The 9,177-nt window shown below is 64.0% G+C and carries 8 protein-coding genes; all 8 read right to left on the bottom strand.

Translation table 11 applies throughout. The features are described 5' to 3' along the window. Positions 1–205: 205 nt before the first annotated feature. The 8 genes from H6B51_RS18190 to H6B51_RS14990 all read right to left on the bottom strand — a co-directional run bounded on the left by H6B51_RS18190 (position 206) and on the right by H6B51_RS14990 (position 8,891). Positions 206–1,438: a PSP1 domain-containing protein gene (locus H6B51_RS18190; RefSeq protein ID WP_204884461.1), complete on the bottom strand. Its 1,233-nt coding sequence runs from the start codon at positions 1,436–1,438 to the stop codon at positions 206–208. 61 nt (positions 1,439–1,499) lie between these two features. After that, complete coding sequence (locus H6B51_RS15020) at positions 1,500–2,486, bottom strand: DNA polymerase III subunit (RefSeq protein WP_204884460.1); 987 nt, start codon at positions 2,484–2,486, stop codon at positions 1,500–1,502. Between the two features lies 1 nt (position 2,487). Beyond that, complete coding sequence (locus H6B51_RS15015; RefSeq protein WP_204884459.1) at positions 2,488–2,811, bottom strand: cyclic-di-AMP receptor; 324 nt, start codon at positions 2,809–2,811, stop codon at positions 2,488–2,490. A gap of 33 nt (positions 2,812–2,844) precedes the next feature. After that, complete coding sequence (locus tag H6B51_RS18350) at positions 2,845–4,182, bottom strand: aminotransferase class I/II-fold pyridoxal phosphate-dependent enzyme (protein WP_204884458.1); 1,338 nt, start codon at positions 4,180–4,182, stop codon at positions 2,845–2,847. Positions 4,183–4,275: 93 nt separating this feature from the next. Continuing rightward, a complete protein-coding gene (locus tag H6B51_RS15005) occupies positions 4,276–4,878 on the bottom strand; it encodes a hypothetical protein (RefSeq protein WP_204884457.1) in 603 nt (200 codons plus the stop codon). 28 nt (positions 4,879–4,906) lie between these two features. Continuing rightward, positions 4,907–5,923: a tRNA 2-thiouridine(34) synthase MnmA gene (mnmA, locus tag H6B51_RS15000; protein WP_204884456.1), complete on the bottom strand. Its 1,017-nt coding sequence runs from the start codon at positions 5,921–5,923 to the stop codon at positions 4,907–4,909. Between the two features lie 82 nt (positions 5,924–6,005). Further along, entirely contained in the window at positions 6,006–7,811 is a 1,806-nt protein-coding gene (gene mnmG, locus H6B51_RS14995) for a tRNA uridine-5-carboxymethylaminomethyl(34) synthesis enzyme MnmG (protein ID WP_204884455.1), read from the bottom strand. Between the two features lie 186 nt (positions 7,812–7,997). Beyond that, the gene (locus H6B51_RS14990; protein ID WP_204884454.1) at positions 7,998–8,891 is read right to left on the bottom strand and encodes a diacylglycerol/lipid kinase family protein; all 894 of its coding nucleotides are present in this window, start codon (positions 8,889–8,891) and stop codon (positions 7,998–8,000) included. Positions 8,892–9,177 lie beyond the last annotated feature (286 nt).

Below are 9,177 nucleotides of genomic sequence, written 5' to 3'. Positions count from 1 at the left end.
CAGCAAAAGGAGACGGATTCCCACGAAAAACGACCGCCCACTGGGCGGTCGTTTTTCTCGGAATGACGGGGGTTGTGCACTTTGCGTATTTTGCAACAGGCCCTTTTTTGCGCGGAGTGGAGCTGTTGTAGAGGCGACCGCGGTCGCCCGCTGACCCGTTCCAAAACCAAACAGGCGCCTGCCGTTTTTGGCAGGCGCCTGTTGATTACGTTCCGGGATTCTGGGGCTTGTCTCCCCGGGGCTTTCTATGATAGCGGCGGCGGGGCCGCTTCTTCTCCCCGCCCTGCTGACCCTCGGCGGCGGGCTTTTCCGTGACCGGTTTGGTCTCGGCCTTGTGCTTGGTCTCGGTCCTGGGCCGCTGCTGGGGCTTGGGCTGGGCAGTCTTTTGAGCGGGCCTGTTTTCCTCCCGCCGGGGCTGCTGAGCCTGCTGCTCCCCTCCGCTCCGACGGCGGCGGCGGCCGCTGTTCCGGCGGGACTCGGCAGGCTCCTCTCCCATGCCCAGGCTGGTAAGGGCGGCAGAAATGCCGGTGGACAGGGTACGGGGCTCCTCCACGGGGGTCACCTTCCGCAGCTTGGCCAGCTCCTCCATAGGCGGGGCTACATAGTCCTCCGGCCGCTTGCCCTTGCCGCTGCGCACCACCCGCACCTCGCTGTGGTGGAAGGTCTTGGGAGTGTCAGGCTGGGCCCCCTCCAGGCGCACCTTCACGGTCTCCTTCAGCAGGTCCAGCTGGCAGATGTTGCCCACCCCCTCGGGAGTTTCCACGAAGGAGTCGTTTTTGGGCATCCGGTGTACCGCGTCCTCATAGGCCTCCTGCTCATACTTCAGGCAGCACATGAGCCGCCCGCAGGTGCCCGAGATCTTGGTGGGGTTCAGGGACAGGTTCTGAGTCTTGGCCATTTTAATGGATACCGGCTGAAACTCGTCCAAAAAGGAGGAGCAGCACAGGGGGCGGCCGCAGATACCCAGGCCCCCCAGCATTTTAGCCTCGTCCCGGACGCCGATCTGCCGCAGCTCGATGCGGGCGTGGAACACCCCTGCCAGATCCTTCACCAGAGCCCGGAAATCCACCCGTCCGTCGGAGGTGAAGAAAAAGAGGATCTTGTTCCCCTCAAAGCTGTACTCCACCTCCACCAGCTTCATATCCAGGCCATGGGCGGCGATTTTTTCCAGACAGATGGAAAAGGCCCGCTTTTCCTTCTCCCGGTTTTTTGCCACCGTTTCCAGGTCCTTATCGGTGGCCAGCCGCACCAGGGGGCGCAGAGGCTGGACCACCTCTTCGTCCTCTACCATGGTGTTCCCCTGGGCGCATTCGCCGTACTCCAGGCCCCGGGAGGTCTCGATAATGACCCCCTGGCCGGGAGAGACCTGCTCCCCCCGGGGGTCGAAATAGTATTGCTTGCCCCCGCTTTTAAAGCGGACGCCGATGATCTCGGTCATGGTTACCTCCAAGTTGTCTCAAAAAAGTAGGGCCCGGAGCGGTATGGAAGGCTCCTCTCCCCTACCGGATGCCGGCCAGACCTGCGCCCAGCCAGCCGGCCACATGGCCTACGCCCACGTTGGAGCCGCAGGCGGTCCGCAGCTTCTCGGCCAGCTCCACCGCCTGGAGAGCAGCCTTTTGGGACAGGCTCTGAGCGGCCAGGGAGGCCTGGGCCCGTCTGTCCTCCTCCACTGCCCCTCCGGCGCCGTATACCAGGGCGTCCCGCAGCAACAGGATCAACTGGTCCAGCAGGGCGGTAAGGCTGTCCCGGTCCCATTTGTCCCGTTCCAGCGCCACACAGAATTCCATCAGAGCCAGCTCATCCCGGCGGCACAGCAGTTCCAGCAGCCGGGCGGCTTCTTCCTGGGCCTTGCCGTCCACGCAGCCGCCATCCAGCAGCTCCACCGCCCGGCCCAAAATCCCCTGGCACCGGCAGGCGGCGTCGGCCCGGGCCCCCGGGCTTTTGTCCGGGAACCGGGCGGCCAGCCAGTGCTCCGCCTCCTCCGCCGTCACTGGGGACAGGTTGAGTATCTGGCATCGGGAGCGCACCGTGGGCAGCAGGGCCGCGGCGTTGTCGGCCAGCAGCAGGAAGGCGGCGTAAGGGGGTCCCTCCTCCAGCAGCTTGAGCAGAGCGTTTTGGCTGGGTTGATTCAGATCCTGGGCATGCTCCAGAATGTACACCTTTCTGGGTGCCTCATTGGGCTTGATGTAAGCGTCGCTCCGCAGGGCCCGCACCCGGGCCACGTTGAGCTCGTCTCCCTCTCCCCCGGCCCGGATGATGTCCGGGTGGATGCCCTTGGCGGCCTTTTTGCAGCCGGGGCAGGAGAAGCAGGGGACCTCTCCCCCGCCGGTACACACAAAGGCGGCGGCCAGCAGCCCCGCCAGGGTATGCTTGCCCGATCCCGGGGGCCCGTTGAGAATATAGGCGTGGGACAGTCCATGCCGGGCGGTCTCCAGGGAGAGCTGCCGTTTCAGGGGGCCGTTGCCCGCCAGCGCCGACAGATCCATTTTACACCCGCTCGAAGCGTTCGATGTCCACCACAAAAATGGTGGCCCCGCCCACCACTACCTCCACCGGCATGGAGGGGTAGTAGCCATAGCTCATCTCGGTGGTGGTGGGGATCATCTGCTTCCGGGAGTGGGAGTGCTCCTTGATGATATCAATGACGGTCTGTACCTTCTCCTCGTCCACGCCGATGAGGATGGTCACGTTGCCCGCCATGAGAAAGCCGCCGGTGGTGGCCAGCTTGGTGGAAGAAAAACCCTTCTTGGTCAGGTTTTGAGTGACGGTGTTGGCGTCGTCGTGATTGATGATGGCAAGAACCAGCTTCATAGGTATCCCTCCTGCGCAGTTCATGGGGTAACATCAGCGGTTTCCCTCCACACACAAAGGGGCCGCCAAAATCACTTGCCTTGTATTATACCCTATTTCCTCCAAATATGCGATAGTTTTTTTCTCAATGATCTCTCCCGGAGCCACCACGGGCACGCCCGGTGGATAGGGGGCGATCTGTCCGGCGGCCACCCGGCCCTCCGCCCGGTCCAGAGGCAATTGCTCCGCCGGGGCCAGCAGGGCCTGCCGGGGAGAAAGGATCTGAGGGGCCATAGGGGGCGGCGGCGGATAGCCGGGACAGGGTCCCAGAGGGAGGTTGGACAGGGCCGACCGCAGCCGGATCAAATCAGCGGCGCTGTCGGCGCAGGTGGGGATAAGCACCACATGCCCTCCGTCAGCCATTTCGGGCCACACGTTCTGTGCCTCCAGCGCCGCCTGCGCCTCAAAGCCGTGGGGGGACAGCAGGGTGAGCCGTGTGGGGTCCAGGGGAGCGTAGTTGCTGGTAAGGGCGGGAAAGTCCCGCCGGAAGGCGGCTACCGCCTCTGCTGTCCGCCGGTAGGCTTTTCTCCCCTCCTTCTCCATATAGGCCCGGCACAGGTCCAGAGCGGCCATCATGGGATAGGAAGGGCTGGAAGAGCCGTAAATGCTCCCTATCCGCCGGAGGTCAGCCTGGGTAAACGGGGGATTGGCCAGCAGCAGGGCGGACTGACCCGGAGCCGGAAGAGTCTTGTGGGCGGATACCACCGCCAAATGGGCAGAGGAAATATGGTCCACCCCCAAAAAAGGCAGATGGGCCCCATGGGCCCCATCCACCACCAGCACCCCGCCCCGGGCGGACATCAGCTCCGTCAGGGCGGGAATATCTGACAACACACCGTAATATGTAGGTGAAGTAATGCAAAGTGTTTTCACGTTTGGGTGGGCCTCCAGCAGGGCTTCCACCCTTTTGGGGTCGATGGGGCCGGTGACGCCCACATCCCCCAGCCAGGGCCGGTCCACGTAGATGGGGTGGAGATCCAGCAGGGCCAGGGCGTTGAAGGCGGAACGGTGGCAGCCCCGGTCCAGCAGGATCTCCTCTCCGGGATGGCAGGCCAGAGTAAGGGCGGTAAGGACCCCCTGGGTGGAGCCGCCGGTGAGAAACAGACAGCTGTCCATGTGGAACACCTCCGCCCACAGATCCTCCACCTCTTCGATGGCTCCGCCTCCGTCAAACAAATTGCCGGTGGGGGTCAGCTCAGTAAAGTCCAGAGGGTAGAAGGCGGTGAGGGGATGGCTTCCCAGGGCCTTTCCTTTGTGTCCGGGCATGTGCATCCGCAGGGGATCTTTCTGGGCAAAGGACGTCAGCGTATCGTAGAGAGGAGTTTTTTCCACATGGGATACCTCCTTTGAGGCTCAGCGTTATTGAGAGTGGAAATTTCGTAGGGGCGGCCCTTGTGGCCTCCCATCGTCCCCGGCGTCCGGTCCCTACGGCTCGGCGGTGATAGCCACAGCGTAAGCCCGGTCGTAGCTGTTGAGCTGTCCGGCGTCGAAGAAGGTGTCGGGCAGGGCGGCGGCCCGGATGCCGGTGCCGCTGTCGTACACCTCCAGGTACAGGGGCACCTGCTCCCCGGGGGTGAGGGTCTGGTCAGACTCCAGCCACATGGCCCCCCGGCCGGAGCCGCTGTCCAGCTCCCGGTCCATGTCGGAAATGGTGGGGGCGTAGCTGTACCGGCCCGCCCCGTCCTGGAAGTTGACGGTGATCTTGTCCCCGCTGAGGACAATGCCCAGCCGGAGGGAGTCGCTCTGCCGGGAAGACAGTCCCCCCTCCGCCAGGGTCTGCCAGGCCCCGTCGGACCAGGACAGCACCGCGATGGTGTAGCCGGTCACATCCTCCCCGGCGGCGAATTGATACAGGCCATACTCCGCCTGGGTGCCCCCCACCAGGTTGAGCAGGGCGTCCTCCTCCTCGGTAAGGGCCAGGGGCTGGAGCAGGTTGGCGGAGGGGGTCTCCTCCGCCTCCTTGTTGCCGCCGGCACACCCCGCCAGCAGCAGGCCCAGGGCCAAAACGGAACACAACAGCTTTTTCATGGAAATCCCTCTCTTTCTCTGTGGGTGGTTACTGACTGGAGACGATCCAGGCGGAGCCCGCCACCACGTCTCCCAGATAGAATACCGCCAGCTGCCCCGGCGTGGGGGCCCGGGCGGGGGTGCTCATCTCGATGCGGACCCCTTCCCCCTCCGGGTAGAGCACGCCCTCCCCCTCGGTGCGGGAGTGACGCAGGCGGACGGTGACCTCCAATGGCCCGTCCAGCCCCTCCACCCCGATCCAGTTGGGCTGGGTCCCGAATACCGTCCCCCGGCCCAGATCGGAGCCGTCGGACAGCACCACCTGGTTGGTCTGCGGCAGAATAGCCGACACATAGTACCGGTGAGGGCCGGACACCCCCAGCCCTCTCCCCTGCCCCAGGGTGTAGTGGTGGATGCCCTTGTGGCGGCCCAGCACCTGGCCGGATTTGTCCACAAAATCCCCCTCGGGCGTGGAAAAACCCCGCTCGTCCAGCCAGGCGGCGTAGTCCCCGTGGGGGATGAAGCAGATCTCCATGGAGTCCGGCTTGTCGGCCACGGGAATGCCGAACTGCTGGGCAAGCCCCCGTACCTGGCGCTTTTCGTAATTTCCAAGGGGAAATATCATGTTTTGTAATTGCTTTCTGGAGAGCCGGGCCAGCATATAGGACTGGTCATTGGCGGGCCTGCCCTTTTTCAGCACTCCGTTTTCCACATTGGCGTAGTGTCCGGTGGAAACATAGCGTCCGCCCAGCTCCTCCGCCAGCCGAAAGAGGGCGGGGAACTTTACCGTGGGGTTGCACTGGGCGCAGGGCAGCGGGGTGCGGCCCGCCCGGTAGGCGGCGGCAAAGGGGGCGCACACCTGCCGTTCCAGGTCGGCCCGGATATCCGCCACCCGGAAGGGAATGCCCAACCGGTCTGCCACAGCGGCGGCGTCCTCCCGGCCGGTCCCACCCAGGCCGATGTCCAGATACAGGCCGGTGACGGCAAAGCCCTGCTCTTTCAACAGAGTAGCCGCCACGGCGGAGTCCACCCCGCCGGAAAGGCCCAGAACAATCGTTTCCTTCATAGCGTCTCCTTTGATGCGGCGGGCCGTCGGGAATACCGGCCCCTACGTAGGGGGGTGGCATCCTGGACGCCCCGCCTGCTGGTTATTTCTCCAAAAAGACCATCAGCACGGCGATATCCGCCGGACTCACCCCGGAGATACGGCTGGCCTGGCCCAGGTTCAGAGGCCGGATCTGGTCCAGCTTCTGCCGGGCCTCCAGCCGCAGGCCCTCCATGTGAAGGTAATCCAGACCGGCGGGCAGGGGCCTGTCCTCCATCTTCCGCTGTTCGGCCACCTGCCGCAGCTGCCGGTCAATGTACCCCTGGTATTTTACTGAGATTTCCACCGCTTGGGCGATCTCTGTGGATAACTCCGGCCGGTTTGGGTCAACAGACGCCAGGGAGGCGTAGGTGTTCTCCGGCCGGCGGAGCAGATCCACCAGCCGCCCCTCGGCGGTGCCGGTGTGGGTGAGCCGTTTGATCTCCCGGTCCACGGCGGCGTACTTTTCCTCCACCGCCGCCAGCCTCTCGTCGCTGACCAGGCCGATGGCGTGGCCGATGGGGCACAGCCGCCGGTCGGCGTTGTCCTGCCGGTGGAGCAGCCGGTACTCGGTGCGGGAGGTCATCATCCGATAGGGCTCGTTGGTGCCCTTGGTCACCAGATCGTCGATGAGCACCCCAATGTACCCCTGGTCCCGGCGGAGGATCAGGGGCTCCCGGCCCAAGATCTTTAAAGCGGCGTTGACCCCCGCCACAAAGCCCTGGACGGCGGCCTCCTCGTACCCGGAGGAGCCGTTGAACTGCCCCGCCCCGTAGAGCCCCGCCACCTTTTTGTGCTCCAGGGTGGGCAAAAGCTCAGTGGGGTCCACGCAGTCGTACTCGATGGCGTAGGCGGGCCGGGTCATCTCGGCCCGCTCCAGGCCGGGGATGGTGTGGAGCATCTGGATTTGCACGTCCTCCGGCAGCGAGGAGGAAAAGCCCTGGAGGTAGAGCTCCTCGGTGTGCAGCCCCATGGGCTCCAGAAAGAGCTGGTGCCGCTCCTTGTCAGGAAAGCGGACGATCTTGGTCTCGATGGAGGGGCAGTACCGGGGGCCAATGCCCTCAATGGTGCCGTCGTATAGGGGGGAACGGTCCAGGTTGGCCCGGATGATCCGGTGGGTGGCTTCGTTGGTGTAGGTCAGCCAGCAGATGGCCTGGTTTTCCGGGGGCTGTTTGGTCTCAAAGGAAAAGGGCAGGGGCTGCTCGTCCCCGGGCTGCACCTCCAGCTTGCTGTAGTCCACGCTGCGGGCGTGGATGCGGGGGGGCGTGCCTGTCTTGAACCGCCGGAGGGTCACCCCCAGGCGGCCCAGGCTGTCGGTCAGAGGCAGGGCGGCGGCCAGGCCGTCGGGGCCGGAGTCCCTTGCCACCTCTCCGATGATGGTGCGCCCTCCCAGGAAGGTGCCGGTGGCCACCACCACGGCCTTCACCTGGTAAATTGCCCCGTACACCGTGCGCACCCCGGACACCCGGCCCTGTTCCGTCAGGATGTCGGTGACCTCCGCCTGCTTCACCCACAGGTTGTCCTGCATCTCCAGGGTGTGCTTCATGACCTCCTGGTACCGGCGGCGGTCGGCCTGAGCCCGGAGGGACCACACCGCCGGGCCCTTGCCCCGGTTGAGCAGCCGGTACTGGATGCAGGCCCGGTCGGCGGCTTTTGCCATCTCGCCCCCCAGGGCGTCCAGCTCCCGGACCAGGTGGCCCTTGCCGGTGCCTCCGATGGCCGGGTTGCAGGGCATGTTGCCCACCGCGTCCAGGTTCACCGTAAAGCACAGGGTGTTCAGCCCCAGCCGGGCCGCCGCCAGGGCGGCCTCGATGCCGGCGTGGCCCGCCCCGATGACGGCGATATCATAGCTTCCCGCTTGATAATCCATGGTATACCTTCCTTCGTGGGAAAAAGAGTAAAACAAATATAGGGGCGGCCTGTGGCCGCCCGCTCCGTCAACCGCCGCGGCGCCATTGGGCCGGCCGGTGTCCGGCTCCGTGACGGCGGCCGCCATATATGGCGGCCCTACGGACAGGAAACGAAGCGTGGGTAGGGGCGGGTCCCAGACCCGCCTCTATTTTCCGTACACAATGTGGACAGCCCGGTGGAAATTGTGGATGTCCACCACCCGGTGGTCCCCGCCGTACTCTCCGTCCAGGGTCCAGGCCAGATCCTGGTCGCTGACGATGCGCACCTGGGAGGCCCGGAAGCAGGTGACCAGTCCATCCTTGTCGTCCTCTACGTTGGTGAGAGCCTTGACGATGGTCTGGAGCTGAAAAATATTTTTTGGCTGCCGCACCAGCATGACCTCAAACAGCCCGTCGTCCAGGTCGATATGCTGATTGGGGGAACATTTGATGCCGGCGATAGAGGTGGTGTTGGACACAAAGCCCAGGCAGAATTCTCCTGTCAGCACCTTCCCGTCGTGGATCACCGTCATGGGATAGGGAATAAAGGCCCCCAGCCGGGTGACCACTCCCAGCACGTAGGCCAGGTGGCCCAGCAGGTGCTTGGCCTGCTGGGGGGTGGTGTAGGCCAGGTCGGTAAACACCCCGAAGGCGGCCACATAGAGGAAATCCTGATCGTTGAACTGGCCCACGTCCACCGGCCGGGGTCTGCCCTGGGCCACCACCTCCGCCAGGCTCTCCAGCTTGCCGGGAAGAGACAGGTTTTTGGCAAAGTCGTTGGTGGTGCCCGCTGGGATGTAGCCCACGGTGGGTCGCTGCTCCCGGGGCAGGCCCATCAGGCCGGTAATCACCTCATGGAGGGTACCGTCTCCCCCTGCGCACACGATGCGTTCAAACTCTCCGCCCCGGGCTCTGGCCGTTTCAGTGGCGTCTCCTACCCCCCGGGTGGGATGAACGGTCACGTCCCACTGCCGGGTGAGCACGTCCAGAATGGGGGACAGCCGTCCCCGCAAAGAGCCGTTTCCCGCGTGGAGGTTGTAAATAAACAACAGCTTTTTCATGGTTTTCGCTCCTGATCCAAAGGACAAAATCGTATGCATCATTATATACCGGCGGCGTGGGAAAAGACAACTCTTTTCCCCACCGCCGGCGTCTTTTGGGGAAAAAGATCCGTCGTCCCTCTTGCTTTTCCCTGCTAAAGTGTGTACAATGAAAAACCGATCATACGCAAAGGAGAGAGAAGGTTGAAACATTGTGATTTAAGTACCATTCCGAAAAAGAGCGCATAAGACCACGCCCCCTAAAAGCGGGCGAAAAATGAAGTTATGCTAAAAGCCTAAGCAGTAG

It is taken from the genome of Pseudoflavonifractor phocaeensis, from assembly GCF_016901955.1.
In the GTDB taxonomy this organism is placed as follows: Bacteria; Bacillota; Clostridia; order Oscillospirales; family Oscillospiraceae; genus Flavonifractor; species Flavonifractor phocaeensis_A.
Note: the sequence above shows the minus strand (reverse complement) of the source record. Positions and strands in the feature narration are given on the sequence as shown.